Below are 18,003 nucleotides of genomic sequence, written 5' to 3' on the forward strand. Positions count from 1 at the left end.
GTTTTGAGCATTCTCTCCCAGTCAATCGGTATTCCCTGGTAGCCAAGACGCACCGGGCGGGAACCACGCAGACTCGGCGGCGACCTCGACGGGCCACGGAGACTCACGGGAGCGTGCGATGACGACATCGCTGTACATCGACGGTGCATGGGTACCCGGTCACGGGGAGCCGTTCGCGACCGTGGATCCGGCCACCGAGGACCCGATCACCGAGGTGGCCTGCGCGGACGGTGCCGATGTGGACGCCGCGGTGGACGCTGCCCGGCGCGCGCTGCGGGCACCCGCCTGGGCCGGGCTCGCCGCACCGGAGCGGGCGCGGCTGCTGTTCCGCCTCGCCGAACTGGTCGAGGAGAACGCCGAGGAACTGGCCCGGCTCGAATCGCGCGACCAGGGCCAGCCGCTGGAGATCGCCCGTCAGGTCAGCGTGGCGAACACGGCCGAGCACTTCCGCTACTACGCGGGCTGGGTCACCAAGCTCGAGGGTTCGGTGCTCCCGGTCTCCTATCCGGACACGCTGCACTACACCCGCCGCGAACCGGTCGGCGTGTGCGGGCTGATCACCCCGTGGAACTTCCCGATGATGATCGCCTCCTGGAAACTGGCCCCGGCACTGGCCACCGGCAACACGGTGATCCTCAAACCGGCCGAGCAGACGCCGCTGTCCTCGGTGCGGCTGGTCGAGCTCGCCGAACGGGCCGGTTTCCCGCCCGGCGTGGTCAATCTGCTCACCGGGGACGGCAAGATCGGCAGGGCGCTCGCCGAACATCCGCGGGTGGACAAGATCTCGTTCACTGGTTCCACCGCGGTCGGCCGGGAGATCGTCGCGGGCAGCGCCGGGAACCTGAAGCGGGTCACCCTCGAACTCGGCGGCAAGGCACCGAGCATCATCGCGCGCGACGCCGACATCGACGCGGCCGTCGCGGGCAATGTCCAGGGCGCGCTGCTCAACAGCGGCCAGGTCTGCGCCGCCTACTCGCGGTTCTACGTGGACCGGGCCCGTACCGACGAGTTCGTGGACAAGCTCGCCACCGCGGTGCGAGCGATTCCGGCGGGCCCCGGCGAGGATTCCGGGCTCGGCCCGCTCGTCTCGGCCGCGCACCTCGGCAAGGTCGAGCAGATGGTCGCGGCCGGGATCGAGGAACGCGCGGAACTGGTCACCGGCGGGGAACGGGCCGGGGAACGCGGCTACTACTACCGGCCGACCGTGTTCTCCGGGGTGACCGACCGGATGAGCATCGCGCGCGAGGAGATCTTCGGCCCGGTCCTTCCGGTGCTCAGCTACGACGGGGAGGACGAGCTCACCGCACTCGCCGATCGCGCCAACGACACCGACTACGGCCTCGCCGCCGCGGTGTGGACCTCGGACCTTCGGGCCGCGCACCGGCTCGCCGCGGACATCCGCGCGGGAGCGGTGTTCGTGAACATGCCGCCGATCCCCGATCCGGTCGCGCCCTGGGGCGGATTCAAGGCCAGCGGCTGGGGCCGGGAGATGGGCAGTCACGCGCTCGACACCTACACCGAGGTGAAGGGCGTCTGGATCCACCACGGCTGAAATTCCCGGGAACCGTAAGGAGAACACATGACATCCGCTGACATCGAGAACACCGAGACCTGGCTGCCGCTCGACGGCCTCGAGCCCGGATTCTCCGCCAACCGCGCGCCGCACAGCCGCGATCTGGACGGCAGGAAGATCACGGTACGCCTCGAGGGCGGTACCGCGATCCGGCACGAGTTCGGTCCGGACACCGTCGACTGGGCGATCGGCGAGGAGACCGGATCGGATCGGTACGAGGCCTTCGAGGTCGATTCCGGGCTGTACTTCGTGCAGTTCCCGCACCGCCACGATCCGCGGCAGGCCGTGTCCCTGGTGCTGGACCTGACCGGCGGGCACGCGCTCGCCGTGCTCAGCGTGATCGGTGAACCGGAAGGCAGGCCGACCGTGGTGTCCCAGCAGTTCGACGTCGGCACCATCGAGGGCTGCACCGTGACGGGGTCCGGTCCCGCACCGACCACCGAACTGCTCGGCAGGCGGATGCTGTGGCAGTACAGCCCGACCCACCGCTACGAGCACGTGTATCTCACCGAGCACTGGTACACCTTCCACTGCCTCGCCGGGCCGGAACAGGGGCTGGCCGACACCGATGCCTGTACCTATTACCGGATCCGGCCGGGCATTTTCGTGTTCGCCTGGCGGGAGAAGGTGGTGCCGTGTGCCGCGGTGACCATCGCCGATCACCGGAACTTCGGCCCGGGAGGCGCCCGCTCGCACGGGGCCCTGTTCGGGCTGCACGAGGACGGCGAGCAGATCGTGCACTTCACCTTCGGCGCCTACGGCCGGTTGCTGAGCACGACCGTGTACCCGGACACGGTCGGCGACTGAGTTCGCGGAAGGAGCAGTCATGGCCGCGGGTGTGGACGTCATCGTGATCGGAGCGGGCTCGGCGGGTTCGGTGCTGACCCGCCGGTTCGTGGACGCGGGACGCACGGTGCTGCTCCTCGAGGCGGGCGGAGCCGACGGCAGCGAGGCGATCCACGATCCCGCGCGGATGCTGGAACTCTGGCACGGTCCGCACGACTGGGACTACCGCACGGTCCCCCAGCCCGCGGCGGCCGGACGGCAACTGCACCTTCCGCGGGGCAAGGTGTTGGGCGGTTCGCACGCGCTGAACGCCATGATCTGGGTGCGCGGGGCGCCCGCGGATTTCCGGCACTGGGCGGCACTGACCGACCAGCGGTGGTCCTGGGAACGGGTCCGGGAGATCTACCGCGGCATCGAGGGCGGCATGCTCGACGTGGTGCCGAACGTACCGCTGCATCCGGTGCAGGAGGCCATCATCGAGGCCGCGGTCGGCTGCGGGCACCCGTACAACCCGGACTACAACGGGGAAACCCAGGACGGCGTCTCGGTCCAACAGGTGACCGTGCGCGAGGGCAGGCGGCTCACCAGCTGGCGGGCCTACGCCGAACCGGCGCTCGACCGCCCCGGGTTGACCGCGTACTCCGGTGCCCGGGTGCATCGCCTGCGGCACAACGGAAACCGGATCACCGGCGTGGACTACGAACACGAGGGGCGGGTGGAGAAGGCCGAGGCGGATCTGGTGGTGCTCGCCGCGGGCGCGCTCGACTCTCCGCGCATCCTGCAGCGCAGCGGGATCGGTCCGGGAGGATGGCTGCGATCGCTCGGCGTCGAGGTGCTCGCGGATCTGCCGGGCGTCGGCGAGAACCTGCACGATCACCTGCTGTGCCCGGTGCTGTTCGGCGCGGAAGGCCGCCGCGTCGACCCACCGCGCCAGGGCCGCTCGGTCACCCAGACGCACCTGTTCGCCAAGAGCCGCGCCGATCTCGAAGCGCCGGACATGCAGCCCATTCACTTCAGTGTGCCGATGTATCTGCCCGGGATGACCGGGCCGGAGCACGGTTTCTCCCTCATGGCCGGGCTGATCGCCCCGCGCAGCAGGGGAAGCGTGCGCATCGCGGGCCCCGAACCCGATGCCGGGCCGCTGATCGATCTCGGTGCCCTGACCGAACCCGAGGACCTGGAGGTGCTCGCCACCTCGGTGCACCAGTGCCGGGAGATCGGTGCCGCCATGGCCCCCGAATGGGGCGCCCGTGAGCTGTATCCCGGTCCCGCGGTCTCCGGGAGCGCCGCGGTGCGCGAGTACGTTCGCAGCACCGCCGTGACCTATCACCACCAGGTCGGCACCTGCGCCATGGGCCGGGGCGCGATGTCGGTCGTGGGCCCGGATCTGCGGGTGCACGGGGTCGAGGGCCTCGCGGTCGCCGACGCCTCGGTCATGCCGAGGGTGCCGAGCGGGAACACGAACGCGCCCGCGGTGCTCATCGGCGAGCAGGCGGGCGCGTTGCTCACCGGCGGCTAGGGCACCGTCAGTACCGATTTACCGATGACGGTCCGCTCGGCCATCGCGGCATGCGCATCGGCGGCACGGTCCAGCGGGACGCGTTGCCCGATCACCGGACGCACCTGGCCGCGGGTGAGCAGGTCGAGGCCGGTGCGGATGTGACGGTGTACGGCGTCGGCGGCGATCTCGGCTTCGACGCCGACGACGGTGATCCCGCGTTCGGCAGCCGTCGAACCGAACTCACCGGCGGCCGCACCGTAGGCGTGGAAGGTCCCACGGTCCCGGGTGAGCCCGAAGGCGGTCCGTCCGATCGCACCGCCCGCTCCGTCGAAGACCACATCGAACGGGGCACCGGCCAGCTCGGCCCAGTCCGCGCGGCGGTAGTCGACCGCGAGATCGGCACCCAGTGCGGTGACGGCATCCCGCTTGTCCGGGCCACCGGCCGCGCCGGTCACGTGCGCACCCGCGGCCTTGGCGAGCGGAACCAGCCAGTGACCGAGGCTGCCCGCCGCGGCGGTGACGAGAACCCGGCTGCCCGCGCCGACCGGTGCGCGTTCCAACCGGTCCAGCGCGAGCACCCCGTCGTGCAGCGCTGCCGTGGCGACGGCGCCGTCGAGGTCCTCGGGCAGGTCGATCGCTTCCGGCGCGTCGACGGCCACCAGTTCGGCGTACGCTCCGGCATTGCCGGTCCGCGCGACGACCCGCGTCCCGATACGACCGGCGTCCACTCCCGCCCCGACGGCCCGGATCCTGCCCGCCACACCGGTTCCGGGAACCCACGGCGGCCGCATCGGGAAGAAATCCCGACCCCACCCGGCCCGCAGCTGGGTGTCGATGAACAACACCTCGGCGAACTCCACCCGCACCAGAACCTGCCCGTCCGCGACGACCGGATCGGGCACTGCCCGTGCCGCGAGCACCTCCGGCCCGCCGAACTCACGAATCTCCACGACGTTCACGGTCATCCTCCTCCGGTCTCGACCTGACCCGAAGCTACAACCTCAACATAACTTGAGGTCAACCGGAGGATTCCGTCCTGGTTCTCGCGCGGTCAGGCCTCGTGGACGACCTCGCCGTCGAGCACCGTCATCCGGACCGGGACCTCCGGCAGCTCGTGCGGGTCCACCGCGAGCGGATCGGCGCCGAGCACGCACAGATCGGCCACCTTGCCCACCTCAAGCGAGCCTTTCCAGTCTTCGGCGTGGTCCTGCCAGGCCCCGCCGAGGGTGTAGCAGCGGATCGCCTCGAGCACCCCGATCCGGTGCTCGGCACCGATCACCTTCCCGCTCGCCTTGGACTCGCGCAGCACGGCGGCGGCGATCCCGGCGCGCCAATCCGGCGCGGTGACCGGAGCATCGGAGCTGAACGCGAGCGGCACCCCGGCGTCCAGCACCCCGCGCATCGCGTGCTGGCGTGCCGTGCGTTCCTCGCCGATCACCTCGCTGAGCAGTTCGCCGAGCGCGGACTGGATCGCGGGCTGGGGATTGAGCCCGATCCGGTTGCGGGCCATGGTCGCGATCGTCTCCTGGCTGAGCAGATCTCCGTGGATGACGTAGTGCCGCGGATCGGGTTCGCCGGTGCGCGCGGCCGCGACATAGGCAGCGACCACCGCGTCCACCGCACGGTCCCCGGTGGCGTGCGTGCCGACCTGGTACCCGGCCTCGTGCGCGGCGGCGATCATGGCGGCGAGTTCGGCCTCGCGCGCCGCCTCGCTGTCCCCGCCGACCACGAGTGAGCCGTACGCGTCCGGGTGGCACTCGTAGGGTTCGGTCATCCACGCGGTGCGGCTCGGCGGGATCCCGTCGGCGAAGATCTTCACCCCCGCGATACGCAGGCGGGCGGGATCGATCCCTTGCGGGGGCCGGAATTCGCGCAGCCCGTCCTCGATGTCCCGCGCGGTGGCGGCCTTGTCCGGGTCTCCGAACAGCAGCAGCACGTTGACCCTGGCACGCAGTTCACCACTGCGTGCGAACTCCGCGTACACCTCGATCCCCTCCTGATGGAAGGCACCGCCGAGCTGCCCGTCCCCGCCGGGGCCGAGCGCGGGATCGGTGAAACTGGTGATGCCGAGCGGGGTGAGCACGTCCAGCGTGGTGCGCAGCGCGGTACGCCGCTGTTCCCGGTCGGCCGATGGCAGGTGCGCGTGCACGAGGGCCTGGGCGCCGAACTCGCGCAGCAGCCCGGTGGGTTGCCCGGTCGCCGGATCCTTGACCACCTCGCTTCCCGGCGGCCCCACCGTGTCGGCGTCGATCCCGGCGGCCCGCAATGCCGCACTGTTGAGCCAGGACGAGTGTCCGTAGGTTTCCTCGAGCACCACCGGATGCGCGGTGGTCGCCGCGTCCAGATCGGCGCGGTCCGGGGACCGGGACGGATCGGCCTGGCACTCCGCGAGGAACGCGGCATCCCAGCCGGTTCCGCGGATCCAGGTGCCCTCGGGCAGTTCGCGCGCCCGTTCCCGCACGGCCGCGGTCACCTCGGCGATGGAACGCACCCGCGGAAAACCGACATCGACCACGACCGGTGGCCGGTTCAGGCCGACCCCGAAGGCGTGCAGGTGCGAATCGTTGATCCCGGGCAGAACCGCTCCCCCGTCGAGTTCCACGATCCGGGTCTTCGGCCCGCACAGTTCCCGCACCTCGGTCTCGGTGCCGACCGCGGCTATCCGGCCGTCCACGACCGCGAGCGCCTCGGTGACGCGGTCACGACCGTCGACGGTGATGACACTGCCACCGAGGAAGACCAGATCTGCGTGCGGCATGCCGGAAAGCTCCTTCCACCGGGTGCTGGGCACGACCAGCTCAGCAGACCGGCCCGGCCCGCGCGAGAGCCGATGCGCCCACGGGCAATCCCTGTGCGGCCACGGACAAGACCACCGCGGCCCGGCGGGCCTACCGTTCCGATTGCCCGGCCAGGAGCACGGCTTGGAAAGCAGGACGACAGTGCGCGACGAAGCGATGGAACAAGGCGTTCAGCGGATTCCGGAAACCGCCCCGGAGCCGGAGGCACGCGGGCTCGGGTTCTCGATCATCTACGCCCTGGCCAGCCTCGGGGTGTACACCGCCATGCTCACCCCGGCAACGGTGAGCCTTTCGCTGCGGATCAGCCAACTGGCCCCGCAGGACCCCGCGGGCGGGCTCGCGGTGATCGCCTCGGTCGGCGGGGTGTGCGCGCTGATCGGCAACCCGCTGTTCGGCAGGCTCAGCGACCGCTGCCGGTCCCGGTTCGGCAGGCGCCGCCCGTTCATCCTCGGCGGACTGCTGATCGCGGTGCCCTCGGTGCTGCTGCTCGGGCTCGCCCCGAACCTCGTGGTCGCCGGGATCGCCTGGTGTGTCGCGCAATTGGCCATCGCGGGTGCGCTCGCCTCGACCACCGCGGTGCTCGTGGACCAGGTCCCGATGCGCCAGCGCGCGCGGATGTCCGGGCTGGTGCAGATCAGCATCTACATCGCCATCCTGCTCGGCACCTTCCTGGTGCGGCTCACCCCGACCGATCCGGTGCTGATGTTCCTGATCCCCGCCTGCCTCGCGGTGCTGCTCACCGTGCCGCTGCTGGTGGTGCTGCGCGATCCGGTGCTCACCCAGGCCGCGACGCCCGAGCGATCCCGGATCACCTCGATCTGGGTCTCGCCGCGCAAACACCCCGATTTCGGCTGGGCCTGGATTTCCCGGCTCTTCGTCTACATGGGCGCCTATGTGGTGACCACCTTCCTGACGCTGATGGTCATCGACCGGCTCGGCCTGGACGCCGCCGAGGCCGCGCAGGTCGTATTCCTCGCCAACCTCGTCTACACCGGCGGCGTCGTGGTCAGCGCCCTGATCTCCGGGGTGTTCGCCGACCGGTTGCGCCGCTACAAACCGTTCGTGCTCTGCTCGGCGGTCGTGTTCGGGATCGGGGTGCTGGTGCTGGCCTTCACCGATTCCCTTGCGGCGGTGCTGATCGGCATGCTCATCGGCGGCCTCGGCATGGGGACCTACGCCTCCGTCGACCTCGCTCTGCTCACCGGGGTGCTTCCGGAGGGCGGCAACGACGAGGCCAAGGACATGGGCCTGTTCCAGGTGGCGATCGCGCTCGCCAACTCCGTCGTCCCCGCGCTCGGCCCGGCGTTCCTGGCCATCGGCGGCGGGGGCAACTTCACCGCGCTGTTCATCGCGAGCACCGTGTTCGCGGTGTGCGGGGCACTGCTCATCCTCCCGGTCCGCAAGGTGCGCTGAGCTCAGCGACTCCTGGCGTCCAGCAGGTCGATGACGATCTTGCCGTGTACGTGCCTGCCTGCCTGAAGTTCGGCCGCCCGGCGGATCTCCCCGGCCGGGAAGCTCGCCGCGATCGGTACCCGGAGATCGCCCGCGGCGACCAGGCTGGCGATCTCCTCGAGGGCGGCGGGCGTGGCGTTCGCGCCGTTGGCCGCGGGCACTCCGTCGACTTGCGCGGCGACGGTGCAGATGCGGCCGTCCGGAATACCGAGTTCCCGTGCGGTGTGCACCGTCTCCGTCCCGTGCAGATCGATGGCGGCGGTGACCCCGCCGGGAGCCAGGGCCCGGACCCGGTCGGCCAGGCCCTCGCCGTAGGCCACCGGCTCGGCGCCGAGATCACGCAGGAAATCAGCCGAGTTCGCCGACCCTGTCCCGAGCACGCGCGCCCCGGCGATCCGGGCCAGCTGGACGGCGAACACCCCGACCCCGCCCGCCGCGCCGCCGATCAGCACGGTGTCCCCCGGGCCCGGATCGATCACGGCGAGGGCGGCGGATGCCGTGCGACCGGCGATCGCGAAGGTGGCGGCGGTGCGGTCGTCGACGCCCTCGGGTGTGTGCCGCGCTTCGTTCGCCGCGCTCCCTGCTGCCACATCGATCACCACGAAATCGGCGACCGCGCGGGACAGGGCGCCGCCGAACACCCGGTCACCCGCCGCGAAGCCGGTCACCCCGGTGCCGACCTGGTCGACCACGCCCGCGTAGTCGGTCCCGAACCCGGCCGGAAGGCTCAGTCCGAACCGGGCCGCGGTGTCCGCATCGGCGGTCATGATCCAGTCCATCGGGTTGAGACCGGCCGCGCTGACCCGGACACGGATCTGCCCAGGGCCCGCCTGCGGAGCGGGAATCTCGCGGAGCTCCAGGACTTCGGGACCACCGAACGAGTCGAGCTGGACCGCCCTGCCCCTGGCCGCCGGCGGTTGATCGCTGTCTTGCCGCATGGACACCTGCCTCCTTGACTGAGGGAACGCAGCGAAACGGACTATGCTCCGTTTACATCGGCAACCCTAGCACAACCGGAGCGTGATCCGTTTTGACTGAGCCGGAGAAGCGTGCACCACGGGCGGACGCGAGCCGTAACCGTGATCAGCTGCTCGCGGTGGCGACCCGCCTGTTCGTCTCGGCCGGGGCCGAACCGTCGATGCGGGCCATCGCCCGCGAGGCCGAGGTCGGCATCGCCACGCTCTACCGGCACTTCCCGACCCGTGAATCGCTGGTCGACGCAATCTACCGGGACCAGGTCGTGCGGCTGACCACCGGCGCCCGTGAACTGCTCGACCGGCTGCCCCCGGCCGCGGCGATGCGGCGCTGGATGGATCTGTTCGGCGACTGGATCGCGACCAAGAACGGCATGCTCGACACACTGCTCGCGATGATCGAGTCCGGCGAGATCGCCCATGCGCAGACCCGGACCGAGCTACTGACGGCCATCACCACGATCCTCGAAGCCGGTCACGCGGCGGGCGACCTCCGCTGCGACATCAGCGCCGAGGACCTCGCCGCCTCGCTCATCGGCATCTTCACCGTGGCTCCCCGGCCCGAGCAGGAAACCAAGGCCGGCCGACTGCTGGATCTCCTTTCCGACGGCCTCCGCCCACAGCCCGGCCCGCCCGCGGCCGGATCGAGACGCCGATCCCGCGGCTGCTAGTCATCGGCGCTCCAGCGCGGTTCCGATGGGCACGGTCGGCAGATCCACCGCATGTCCCCCGCCGTCGGCCACCAGCACCGAGCCGGTGATGAACGAGGCATCCGGGCATGCGAGGAACCGGCACACCGCGGCGATCTCCTCCGGTTCGGCAGCGCGGCGCAGCGGCAGATCCGCGGTCACCGCGGAGTATCCCTGTTCGGCATCGGAAAACCCGGCCAGTTCGGCGAATTCGGCCATCTCGCCGTCGGCCATGGGAGTGCGTACCCAGCCGGGGCAGACGGCGTTCACCCGGACCCCCTTCGGGCCGTAGTCGCGCGCGAGCGAGCGGGTCAGCCCGAGCAGGGCGTGCTTGCCGACGGTGTACCCGGCCACCTCGGGACCGGCGAAGAGTCCGGCGACCGAGGAGACGAGCACGACGGATCCCTTGGCGCGCACCAGTTCGGGCAGTGCGGCGCGGCAGATGACGAAGGCACTGTCCAGGTTTCCCGCCAGGGCCGCGCGCCACTGCTCGTCGGTGGTCTCGCCGACCGCGCCGACGCCGTGCGTTCCCGCGCAGTGCACCAGCACATCCAGGCGGCCGAACTCCTCGCGCACCCGCGCCACGAGCGCCCGCGCGTCCGCGTCCACCGCGCAGTCGCCCGCGATCGCCCGCGCCCCCGTGCGCGCGGCGACCTCTTCGAGGGGCCCGGGGCGGCGCCCGGTCACCACCACGGTGGCCCCCTCCCCGGCGAGCCGGGCAGCGGTCGCCGCGCCTATTCCCGTTCCCGCACCGGTGACCAGCGCTACCTTGTCCGCGAACACATGTGCTCCCTTCACGCGGGGAAACTGGACTGGGCAAGATAACCGAAATCGGCGACCAGGTTCACCCCGGACAGGTTCGCGGCGGCCGGGCTCGCGAGGTAGCGCACGTGCGCGGCGACCTGTTCCGGGCGCTGCACGGGAAACGCCGCGCCGTCGAACACTCGGTCACCGAGGTCGCCGCGGGCCAGCGGAGTGTCCACTATGGAGGGACACACGGAGCAGACCCGGATCCCGTCCGCGCGCAGGTCCACCGCCAGCGCCCTGGTCAGCTGGGCGAGCGCGCCCTTGGCCGCGCAGTAGGGCACCATCCCGGGCGCGGCCACGAAGGCGGAGTCGGAGCCGAGGAACACGATCGCGGGTGCCTCGGCGGCACGCAGCCACGGCAGGGTGTGCTTGGCGAGCAGGAACTGCCCGGTCACGTTCACCGCGAACACGGATTCCCAGTCGTCCAGCCCGATTTCGGCGATATCGCTGCCGAACGGACCGGAGATTCCGGCGCAGCCGATCACCGCGTCGATCCCGCCCAGTTGCCCGGCCAGCTCGGCCACGGCGGTACGCAGCTCCGGCTCCGAACGCACATCGGCCCGCGCCCAGGCATGCCCAGCGGCCGGCGGAAGCACCCCGGACACGGCGGAATCCCGGTCGAGCAGGCCGAGAACCGCGCCCGCCTCGGCGAAAGCGAGCGCGCATGCCCTGCCGATCCCGGAAGCGGCCCCGGTCACGAGCACCCGCCTCCCCCGCTCGGGCTCAACCCCGGACATCGAGCTCCTTTCGCGGTGGTTCCTCGGTGTGTTCGAGTTCCCCGTACTCGGTTCTCCGGAACCGGCGCATCCACCAGGACCTGGCCAGCCCCGCCGCCAGGGCGAACAGCAGCAGCCAGGGCAACTGGGCGATCACCGGGGAATCGGACCCGGCCAGCTCGCCGAAGTTCACCACCGCCAGCACCGTCACCCCGAGCAGCCCGAGTCCGCCGAGCACCGGGGCGAGCAGGGTCTTCCACCACCGGCGATCGCCGCGGCGCCGGAAGAACACCACGATCGCGATCGCCGCCATGGCCTGCAGCACGATGATGCCCAGGGTGCCGATGCCGGTCATGCTCGCGGTCAGGTCCGCGACCGGGTCCAGCCCGGCGATCGCGTAGCAGGCGGCGACCGCGGTGGCGAAACCGATCTGCACCGCACTGGCCACCGCGGGCGCCCCGGTCCGGGGCACCGTGCGCCCGAGCGCCTTCGGCAGCACCGCGGCCCTGCCGAGCGCGAACAGGTACCTGCTCGCCGAGTTGTGCAGCGCGAGCAGCGCCGCGAACAGGCTCACCACGAGCAGCAGCATCATCGCGTCGGTGAGCACCGGGCCGATCTCCCGGATCGCGATCGACTGCACGAAATCGCCCGCCGCGAGGTGCGCACCGGCGACCGCGCCCGCCCGTCCCGCGCCGACCGCGCTGATCAGGCACCAGCTGGTGAACGCGGCGAACAGACCGATCAGCGCCACCGCGGTGTAGGTGGCCCGCGGGATCGTGCGCGCGGGGTTGCGCGCCTCCTCGCTGAACAGACCGGTCGCTTCGAAGCCGACGAAGGCGTTGAAGGCGAACAGGAGGCCGAGCCCGACCGAACCGGAGACCATCACCGAAGGCGTGAAGATCTCCAGGCTCAGCCCGTCCCGCGCCAGGATCGCGACATCGAGCACGAGCAGGATCCCCACCTCGAGAACCAGCGAGGCCCCGAGGAGTTTCGCGCTCACATCCACCCCGCGCCTGCCGAGCAGGAAGACCGCGAGCACCGAGAGTCCGCTCCACAACTGCCACGGGGTGTGCAGGCCGAGCACCTCGCCGAAGACCTTCGCGGTGAAGAACCCACTCGTGCCGATCGCCCCGGCGACGAAACAGTTGTAACCGAGCAGCGCCACGAACGCTGCGACCAGTCCGGGCGGGCGGCCGAGCGCCCTGGTGACATAGGCGAAGAACCCTCCGGCACTGGCCACATGCCTGCTCATCTGGGCGTAACCGGTGCCGAACAACAACAGCACCACCGCGGCGAGCAGGAACGAGACCGGCATGCCGCCGCCGTTGCCGTCCGCGATACCGAGCGTGGCGATCACGATGATCCCGGTCAGCGGGGCCACGGCGGCCAGGACCAGGAACACGATCCCGGCGACGCCGAGCGCGTCCCCGCGCAACCGGCCGTTCCCCGGCTCCGCGGGGGTGCTCTCGATACCCATCGCACGCTTCCTGATTCGGTCCGTGGTCGGCCACCGGATTTCGGCGGTCCGGCCAGTCTGCTCGGCGGACCGGGTGACCGACTTGTTCCTGGACGAACGGCGCTTGCCTCTGGACGTACGGGCCCGACTGTGAGTGAATTCAATACCGACCGGCGCTCCTGCAGCGGCCTTAGAGTCGGGCGGAGCACCGGAGGTTTCCGTGTCGAGCAAAGGAGGTCGAGGCGATGAATGCGGATACCGCGAGTGACGGCGCCTCGGTCGAACTCGCGCACGCCGAGGACTTCGCCCAGTGGCGGCGGCTGATCTCGGAGTCCTTCGTGCCGCTCCAGGTCGAGCGCGGGCCCGGACCCTTCATCGGTTCCATGCGCAGCCTTTCCCTGGACGGGGTGCGGGTGAGCTCGCTGCACACCAGCGCGGGCAAGGTGCTGCGCACGCCGAAGCTCGCCGCCGGAGCCGATCGCGCCTACTACAAGCTCAGCCTGCAGCTTTCCGGTTCGGCCATCCTCGTCCAGGACGGGCGCGAGGCCCTGCTGCGGCCGGGTGATTTCACCGTCTACGACAGTTCCCGGGCCTACACCATCGCCTCGGATCTCGCCTACCACTCGCTCGTGCTGATGTTCCCCAGGGACATGCTCGATCTGCCGGTGCGGCGGGTCGCCACCGTCACCGGGACCCCGATCTCCGGGCAGAGCGGACTCGGCAAGCTCGTCGGCTCCTTCCTGCACGGCATCGCGGGGAACTTCGACGCGCTGCGCGGGCCGCGGGGCACCCGGCTGGTGCACAACCTGCTGGACCTGGTGGGCACCGCGCTCGCCGAACGGCTCGACCTCGACCCGCAGGACACCCCGAGCGCGCACCGCAGCCTGGCGACCCGGGCACGGACCTTCATCGAGTCGAACCTCGGGGACAGCACCCTTTCCCCGGACGAGGTCGCCGGGGCACACTTCGTGTCCACCCGGCACCTGCAGAACGTGTTCCGCGAGGAGGGCACCACCATCTCCGCGTGGATCAGGGAACGGCGTCTCGAACGGTGCCGCCGCGATCTCGCCGACCCGGTGTACGCGAGCAGTTCGGTGTCCGCCATCGCGGCGCGCTGGGGTTTCCCGGACGCGGCGCATTTCAGCCGGGTGTTCAAGACGGCCTACGGGGAATCCCCGAGCGAGTACCGCGCCCGGCAGTGAGGTTCAGCCGAGCGCCCGCCGCGGGGAGCCGATCCCGAATGGCGAACTCGGCTTAATCTCGACCGGGGATGCGGCGGCTCAGTCGACCGTTTCGAAAAGGCCTTGGGTGTACTCGATTTCGGCCTGTTCCCGGGCCCGGTAGTGGATCTTCTTCCCGGTCGCGGTGCGCGGCAGCGAATCCACGAACCGGTAGGCGCGCGGGCGTTTGTAGTCGGCGAGCATCGGATGCGCGCGGCAGTGCCGGTCGCACTCGGCCGCGGTGCAGTCCGCTCGGGCGCGCTCGATGTAGGCGACCACGCGGTTGCCCCATTTCGGATCGGGCACGGCGATCACGAGGCTGTCGGTGATCCCGGGATGCTCGTTGAGCGCCTCCTCCACCTGCACCGGGTGCACGTTCTCCCCACCGGAGACGATCATGTCGTCCTTGCGCCCCACGATGGTCAGGTATTCGTGCTCGTCCCAGGTGGCCAGGTCGCCGATGTAGAGCCAGCCATCGTGGAATTTCTCCGCCTGTTGCCCGGGATCCCCGGCGTAGGCGAAGCCGCACTTCGGGGAGCGCACGATCACCTCACCGACCTCCTGACCGTCCTTGGCCACGTGTTCCCCGGGCGCGGCGAACCGGTCCGGATGCACCCGCACCACGGCGACCTCGTCGTCGGTGCACGCCCGGCCTGCGCTTCCGGCGTGCTCCGGAAGATCCTCGGGACGCAGAAAGGTGTTCCAGAAAGCCTCGGTGGTCCCGTATCCGTTGAACACCCGCGCGCTGAGCACCTCCTGGTAGTGCAGGCAGGCCTCGCGTTCCAGAGGCGCGCCCATGGTGACCACACCGCGCAGGGTGGACAGATCGCGGGGCCGTTCGGTCTGCGCGGCGGCGAGCATCGCCAGGTTGGTCGGCGCACCGATGAGGAAGGTCAGCCCGGCCGAGGCCACCAGGTCGAGGCAGCGGCCCGGATCGAAGGCGCGCATCGGCAGCACGCTCGCCCCGGTGTAGAACGCCGGGTTCGGCCCGCCCGCGTAGAGCCCGCCCCGGTGGAACCACGGAGTCATGTTCAGCGTCCGGTCCCCGGGACCGAGCGGGAAATGCATGATCACATCGTGCGCGCTGAACAGTTCCACGAGGCTGGGCAGCGGAACCCCCTTGGGCATCCCGGTCGTGCCGGATGTGTAGAGCCGGGTGGTCTCGGTGTACACCGAGGCGGTGCCGGGCAGTGTTCCCGGCCGCGCGGCGAACAGCGCACCGAAAGCGGTGCTGCCCGGGGCGACCGGTTCGCCGACGGTGGCGACCAGTCCGGGCCGGTGCGTGCTGCGGTCGAGCGCCGCCCGCGCCTGCCCGGCGAGTTCCGCGTCGAACAGAAAGGCCGCGGGGCGGCTCTGCTCCAGCACGAAGGCCGTTTCCCCTGGAGCGAGCCGGAAATTGACCGGGGAACCGATCGCCCCGCACGCCTGGGTGGCCAGATACAGCAGCGCGAAGGCCGAGGAGTTGTACAGCTGATAGACCACCACATCCCCCGGGCGCACCCCCGCTTCGGCGAGCCCGGTCGCGAGCAGCCGCACCTGTTCGCCGAGTTCCGCGTAGCTCAGGTTCGTCCCGGTCTCCGGATCGAGGACCGCGGGATTGTCCGGGAACCGGTGCGTATTGCGCCAGAAACCGGCCAGGTAGGTGCATTCGCTCTCGAAATAGCGCCGATACTCCGTCGGATCGTATTCGCTCATCTCGATCACTTCGCCGAGGGGAATTCGGGTGGGCGTTTCTCTTCCAGTGCCGCGGCGCCCTCGAGCACGTCGGGGCCGAGGAAACCGAGCATCTCGTAGGCGGCCGACTGGTCGAAGATCGGCCCCTGCGCGCGCAGCCAGTTGTTCAGGGTGCGTTTGGTGAACCGGATCGCCTGCTGTGCCCCGGTTCCGAGGACTTCGGCGACCCGCAGCGCCTCGGGGAGCACCTGTTCGCGCGGCAGTGCCTTGGCCACCATACCGATCCGCTCCGCTTCCGCCCCGCTGATCATCTCGCCGGTCAGCAGGTAGTAGCGCGCCTTGGCCATGCCCGCGAGCAGCGGCCAGATGAGCGCGGCGTGATCTCCCGCGGCGACACCGAGTTTCACGTGCCCGTCCCCGATCCGCGCGTCCTCGGCGCAGATCGCGATATCGGCGAGCAGCGCGACCACGGTGCCCGCGCCCACCGCGACCCCGTTGATGGCCGAGACGATGGGCTTGGTGCAGTCGATCATGGAGTAGACCAGCGTGCTCATTTCCTCGAGCATGTGCGAGACGCGCGCGTGGTCCCCGGCCATCCGCCGCACCATGGACAGGTCACCGCCCGCGGAGAACGCCTTGCCCGCCCCGGTGACCACCGCGACCCGGGTCTCCGGATCCTGCGAGACATCCGTCCACACGCGGGCGAGTTCGCCGTGCATGACCTCATCGGCCGCGTTGTACTTCTCCGGGCGGTCCAGGGTGATCAGCAGGACACCGTTCGCCCTGCGTTCGAACCGCAGCTGTTCATAGTCGGAAAAATCCACGGAACTCCTCCTCAGCACATGGTCAGGCCGCCGCTGACGCTCACGGTCTGACCGGTGATGTATCCGGCCTCGGCGGAAGCGAGGAACGCGACCGCATTGGCCAGGTCGGCCGGTTCGGCGAGCCTGCGCAGCGGGATCGCTTTGGTCAGCGCCTCGCGCAGCCGCTCGTTTCCCTCGGTCACCGCGTCGAACAGGGCAGTGTCGGTCGGCCCCGGCGAGACACAGTTGGCGGTGATCCCGTGGCGGGCCAGTTCCCGGGCGATGGTCTTGGTGAACGCGATGATCCCGCCCTTGGCCGCGGAGTACACCGCCTCGCCCGAGGATCCGACCCGCCCCGCGTCCGAGCCGATGTTGATCACGGTGCCGTGTCCCTGCCCGATCATGACGGGCAGCGCGGCATGGCAGGTGTTCAGCACACCGAACAGGTTGATCCGGATCGCCCGTTCCCAGTCCGCCGGATCCGATTCCACGAACGGCCCGGCCTTGTCCCAGCCCGCGTTGTTCACCAGCACATCGATACGCCCGTGTTCGGCACTCGCCCGTTCGAGCAGCGCGGCGACCGAGTCCGGATCGGTGACATCGGCCCGGATCCCGAGCCCGCCGACCGCGGCGGCGCACGCCGTTGCCGAGGCCTCGTCCAGGTCGGCGGCGACCACCCGCGCCCCTTCCCCGGCGAACTTCTCCGCGATGGCCCGCCCGATCCCCCGGCCCGCTCCGGTGACGATCGCGACCTTGTCCGGCAGTCTTGGCATTCTCGCTCCTTTCTCGAAAACCCCGGAAATTCCCTGCTACGGCGCGAATTCCCGGCCGAGCAGTTGCCTGGCGATCACCAGCTTGGCCACCTGCGCCGTCCCGTCGCCGATCTCCAGCCCGATCACGTCCCGGAGCCGCTGCCCGAGCGGGGAGTCCTCGGAGTACGCCAGATGCCCGAAGGTCAGCAGGCACTGGTGGATGACCTCGGTGGCCAGTTTCGGCGCCCAGAACTTCGCCATCGCGGCCTCGCTTCCGTGTTCGAGCCCGGAATCCTTGCGCCACAACGCCTCGTAGCACACGTGCCGGGCGCCGCGCAGATAGGTGGCGTGTTCGGCGAGCGGAAACGCGACGCCCTGGAAGCGACCGATCGGCCCGCCGAAGGCCTCGCGCTGGCGTACCCAGTACACGGTGTCGGTGAGCGATGCCTGTGCCGCGCCGAGGCAGGCGAGCCCGATGATGGCGCGGGAATAGTCGAATCCGCGCATCACCGAGGCGAATCCCTGTCCCTGCTCGCCGATCAGCCGGTCCTCGGTCACCGGGAGCCCGTCGAAGTGCAGCGCGGCCCGCCCGATGGCCCGGCCACCGAGGTCCGCGAAGACCGAGCGGGTCACGTACCGTTCGTCCAGGTCCACGTAGAAGGCGCTCACCCCGCGCGCCCCCGGTTCCCCGGTCCTGGCGAGCACGATTCCGGTGGACGCGTAGCTGCCCAGGGTGATCGAGGTCTTCTCGCCGTGCAGCCGCCAACCGCCCGGTTCCCGGACGGTTGGCGGCTGCACGGCG

At 70.5% G+C, this 18,003-nt stretch carries 16 protein-coding genes; 6 read left to right on the forward strand and 10 right to left on the reverse strand.

From position 1 onward, the window contains the following. Positions 1-118: 118 nt before the first annotated feature. The 3 genes from AD72_RS01755 to AD72_RS01765 are packed head-to-tail and all read left to right on the forward strand — an operon-like array spanning position 119 to position 3,878. Complete coding sequence (locus tag AD72_RS01755) at positions 119-1,552, forward strand: aldehyde dehydrogenase family protein (RefSeq protein ID WP_031464562.1); 1,434 nt, start codon at positions 119-121, stop codon at positions 1,550-1,552. Positions 1,553-1,579: 27 nt separating this feature from the next. Continuing rightward, entirely contained in the window at positions 1,580-2,380 is an 801-nt protein-coding gene (locus AD72_RS01760) for a MoaF C-terminal domain-containing protein (protein WP_031464563.1), read from the forward strand. Between the two features lie 19 nt (positions 2,381-2,399). Continuing rightward, positions 2,400-3,878 (forward strand): GMC family oxidoreductase, encoded by a 1,479-nt coding sequence (locus AD72_RS01765; RefSeq protein WP_031464564.1) that lies wholly within the window; start codon positions 2,400-2,402, stop codon positions 3,876-3,878. Here AD72_RS01765 and AD72_RS01770 read toward each other — a convergent pair. Both AD72_RS01770 and AD72_RS01775 read right to left on the reverse strand, forming a co-directional pair. After that, a complete protein-coding gene (locus tag AD72_RS01770; RefSeq protein WP_031464565.1) occupies positions 3,875-4,825 on the reverse strand; it encodes a zinc-binding dehydrogenase in 951 nt (316 codons plus the stop codon). The genes AD72_RS01765 and AD72_RS01770 overlap by 4 nt on opposite strands. Before the next feature lie 86 nt (positions 4,826-4,911). Continuing rightward, positions 4,912-6,618 (reverse strand): amidohydrolase, encoded by a 1,707-nt coding sequence (locus tag AD72_RS01775; RefSeq protein ID WP_031464566.1) that lies wholly within the window; start codon positions 6,616-6,618, stop codon positions 4,912-4,914. 181 nt (positions 6,619-6,799) lie between these two features. Between AD72_RS01775 and AD72_RS01780 the strand changes: the two genes are divergently transcribed. After that, a complete protein-coding gene (locus AD72_RS01780; RefSeq protein WP_197284855.1) occupies positions 6,800-8,071 on the forward strand; it encodes an MFS transporter in 1,272 nt (423 codons plus the stop codon). 2 nt (positions 8,072-8,073) lie between these two features. On the opposite strand, the gene AD72_RS01785 is transcribed toward AD72_RS01780, so the two are convergent. Continuing rightward, on the reverse strand, positions 8,074-9,048 hold the full coding sequence (locus tag AD72_RS01785; RefSeq protein ID WP_031464568.1) for an NADP-dependent oxidoreductase: 975 nt from the start codon (positions 9,046-9,048) through the stop codon (positions 8,074-8,076). A 92-nt stretch (positions 9,049-9,140) separates the two neighbouring features. On the opposite strand from AD72_RS01785, the gene AD72_RS01790 reads away from it, so the two are divergent. Further along, positions 9,141-9,755: a TetR/AcrR family transcriptional regulator gene (locus AD72_RS01790; protein WP_051897721.1), complete on the forward strand. Its 615-nt coding sequence runs from the start codon at positions 9,141-9,143 to the stop codon at positions 9,753-9,755. On the opposite strand, the gene AD72_RS01795 is transcribed toward AD72_RS01790, so the two are convergent. From AD72_RS01795 to AD72_RS01805, 3 genes are read right to left on the reverse strand one after another with little or no spacing between them, the layout of a single operon-like run. Further along, positions 9,756-10,571, reverse strand: a complete 816-nt coding sequence (locus tag AD72_RS01795) for an SDR family NAD(P)-dependent oxidoreductase (RefSeq protein WP_063890696.1) — start codon at positions 10,569-10,571, stop codon at positions 9,756-9,758. It abuts the gene before it with no gap. Continuing rightward, positions 10,568-11,317: an SDR family NAD(P)-dependent oxidoreductase gene (locus AD72_RS01800; protein WP_031464571.1), complete on the reverse strand. Its 750-nt coding sequence runs from the start codon at positions 11,315-11,317 to the stop codon at positions 10,568-10,570. Before AD72_RS01800 ends, AD72_RS01795 begins: the two co-directional genes overlap by 4 nt. Then, positions 11,304-12,773, reverse strand: a complete 1,470-nt coding sequence (locus AD72_RS01805) for an APC family permease (RefSeq protein ID WP_031464572.1) — start codon at positions 12,771-12,773, stop codon at positions 11,304-11,306. Before AD72_RS01805 ends, AD72_RS01800 begins: the two co-directional genes overlap by 14 nt. A gap of 224 nt (positions 12,774-12,997) precedes the next feature. Between AD72_RS01805 and AD72_RS01810 the strand changes: the two genes are divergently transcribed. Continuing rightward, complete coding sequence (locus AD72_RS01810) at positions 12,998-13,954, forward strand: AraC-like ligand-binding domain-containing protein (RefSeq protein WP_031464573.1); 957 nt, start codon at positions 12,998-13,000, stop codon at positions 13,952-13,954. A 78-nt stretch (positions 13,955-14,032) separates the two neighbouring features. Here AD72_RS01810 and AD72_RS01815 read toward each other — a convergent pair whose 3' ends face one another. The 4 genes from AD72_RS01815 to AD72_RS01830 form a co-directional block, all read right to left on the reverse strand. Next, positions 14,033-15,667, reverse strand: a complete 1,635-nt coding sequence (locus tag AD72_RS01815) for a class I adenylate-forming enzyme family protein (protein ID WP_031464574.1) — start codon at positions 15,665-15,667, stop codon at positions 14,033-14,035. Between the two features lie 5 nt (positions 15,668-15,672). After that, positions 15,673-16,470, reverse strand: coding sequence for an enoyl-CoA hydratase/isomerase family protein (locus tag AD72_RS01820; protein WP_031464575.1), 798 nt, complete (start codon positions 16,468-16,470; stop codon positions 15,673-15,675). An 11-nt stretch (positions 16,471-16,481) separates the two neighbouring features. Next, a complete protein-coding gene (locus AD72_RS01825) occupies positions 16,482-17,222 on the reverse strand; it encodes an SDR family NAD(P)-dependent oxidoreductase (RefSeq protein ID WP_031464576.1) in 741 nt (246 codons plus the stop codon). A gap of 36 nt (positions 17,223-17,258) precedes the next feature. Further along, a partial coding sequence (locus AD72_RS01830; protein ID WP_031464577.1) for an acyl-CoA dehydrogenase family protein occupies positions 17,259-18,003 on the reverse strand: 745 nt, incomplete at its 5' end.

It is taken from the genome of Sciscionella sediminilitoris, assembly GCF_000737195.2.
Classification (GTDB): domain Bacteria; phylum Actinomycetota; class Actinomycetes; order Mycobacteriales; family Pseudonocardiaceae; genus Sciscionella; species Sciscionella sediminilitoris.